This window comes from Kineococcus glutinatus, assembly GCF_039542765.1.
Lineage (GTDB): Bacteria > Actinomycetota > Actinomycetes > Actinomycetales > Kineococcaceae > Kineococcus_A > Kineococcus_A glutinatus.
The window spans coordinates 1-1,824 of record NZ_BAABIL010000862.1 but is presented as its reverse complement, the minus strand read 5'-3'; the positions used below and the strand labels follow the sequence as shown (position 1 = coordinate 1,824).

Genomic DNA, 1,824 nt, shown 5'->3' with positions numbered 1-1,824 from the left:
CGGCGGGGTCCGCCACGCCGGTGGTCAGCGCCGGGGTGAGGTGGCGGTCAAGAACGCCTCCAGGCGCGCGAACGCGCCGGGCCAGACCTCCCCTGCGAAGAAGTCGCGCACCTGCGGGTCGGGGAAACCGCTCTGCAGGACGGTCATCACGGTGCCGTCGCCGTCCTCCTCGAAGGTGACCTCGATGCGGGTCGTCATGGTCGCCCCGTCCGGGCCCGAGCCCGTCGAGGAGGTGACCAGCCGGTGCGGGCGCTCGATCTCCAGGAACGTCTGGGTCTCGCGGAACAACGTGTCGCGGTCCGGACCCCAGACCGCGGTCTGCTGCCCGCCGACGCGCAGGTCGACCTCGATCTCGACGATGCCGGGGTGCTCGTCGAGGATGGAGAACCAGATCTTCTGCTTCTCGGCGTCGGTGTAGGCGTCGAACACCTCCTCCGGGCTCGCCGGCAGCCGTCGCGTCATGCGCATGTCGGACGTCATCGTCGCGGTCCCTTCGTTTCCTGCTGCTGGGTCGTCCCGTGCTGGAGGGTGAGGTAGGCGTCGAGGCCGTCGAGGCGACGCGCCCACAGGCGCTGGTAGAAGCCGATCCAGGCCAGCACCTCGTCCAGCGGGGCCGGCGCGAGGCGGCACCGCCGGGACCGGCCGACCTTCTCGGTGACGACCAGCCCGGCGTCCTCGAGGACCTGCACGTGCTTCTTCATGCCGGTCAGGGTCATCCCGGTCGGTGCGGCGAGCTCCCCGATGGTCGCCGGGCTCTCGCCGAGGCGGATCAGGACGCCCCGCCGGACGGGGTCGGCCAGGGAGGAGAACACCCGGTCCAGGAGCTCTTGCTGAACCATGGAGTTCACCATAGAACGCTGAACCGGACGGTTCAAGGTCCGATCGCGGCCCGCGACGCGATCGCGGCGGGGTCGTCGCCGGGGGAGCCCGCCCCCGCCGGGCGCCGGGGGCGGCGGTGGCGAGGACTGGTGGGGGATCGGGCGCACGAGCGACGTCGAGGAGCGCCGGGACGCCTCGTGCGCCGGGCGCGGCGGGGACCACCGAGGTGCTCGAGCCGCGCGCGGTCCCCCTCGGCGGTCCCCGCGCGATGACGGTGCGCAGGACGCTGCCGCAGAAGCAGCGCAGCCTCATCGGTTCCTGGTGCTCCGTCGACCACGACGGGCCCGACCCGGTCGCCGACAGCGGCGGATGAAGGTGCCCCGCCACCCCCACACCGGCCTGGCCACGGTCAGCCGGCTCTTCGCCGGTGGGATCGCCCACCGCGGCTCCGCCGGCTACGCGGCCTCCGGAACCGGTCGTCGTGTGGTGGAACTTCGCCGGCCGCAGCCGCGAGGAGATCGCGGCCTACCGCGCCGCCCGGCAAGCCGGGATCGGCGCCGAACCGGTGGGCCCCACCGCCGCCGGCGCCTGCGACGACGACATCACCCCTCCGCGCTCCGGCACCTTCCCCGAGGGGACGCCCGAGCCGCTGCCGGCCCCCGTCCTGCCCGCCGTCCGCCTGCGCGCCCGCGGCCGACCCCCGTCCGCAGCCGTCGCCCCGCGCGTCGGGCGCCCACCGCGACCCCGGCCGGTTCGGTCGAGCACTCCTCTCGTTGAACGTCGTACTGTGGGGGGGATGCCCGGCAAGGGCACCTACACCGGGAGGACCGCTCGTGAGCGACCGCACCAGCACGGACCCGGGGCCGGTGACCGTGCGCCGCCACCCCGGCGGGACCCGCACCACCCGCGGCGAGCGGGAACCCGTCGAGGCGTTCGGCGGCGGAAACCCCGGGGGCCGTGCCGCGGCGGGCGGTGCCGTCCCGACCGGACCCCTGTCTCCCGCGG

At 74.9% G+C, this 1,824-nt stretch carries 2 protein-coding genes and 1 pseudogene; 1 reads left to right on the top strand and 2 read right to left on the bottom strand.

Annotated elements, in window-relative coordinates; genetic code table 11:
- Positions 1–24: 24 nt before the first annotated feature.
- The gene (locus tag ABEB16_RS22135) at positions 25–480 is read right to left on the bottom strand and encodes an SRPBCC family protein (RefSeq protein WP_345714318.1); all 456 of its coding nucleotides are present in this window, start codon (positions 478–480) and stop codon (positions 25–27) included.
- Complete coding sequence (locus ABEB16_RS22130) at positions 477–839, bottom strand: ArsR/SmtB family transcription factor (protein WP_345714317.1); 363 nt, start codon at positions 837–839, stop codon at positions 477–479. The genes ABEB16_RS22135 and ABEB16_RS22130 overlap by 4 nt, the downstream gene beginning before the upstream one ends.
- A 248-nt stretch (positions 840–1,087) precedes the next feature.
- On the opposite strand from ABEB16_RS22130, the pseudogene ABEB16_RS22125 reads away from it, so the two are divergent.
- A pseudogene (locus tag ABEB16_RS22125) lies at positions 1,088–1,284 on the top strand (pirin family protein); the annotation flags it as partial.
- Positions 1,285–1,824 lie beyond the last annotated feature (540 nt).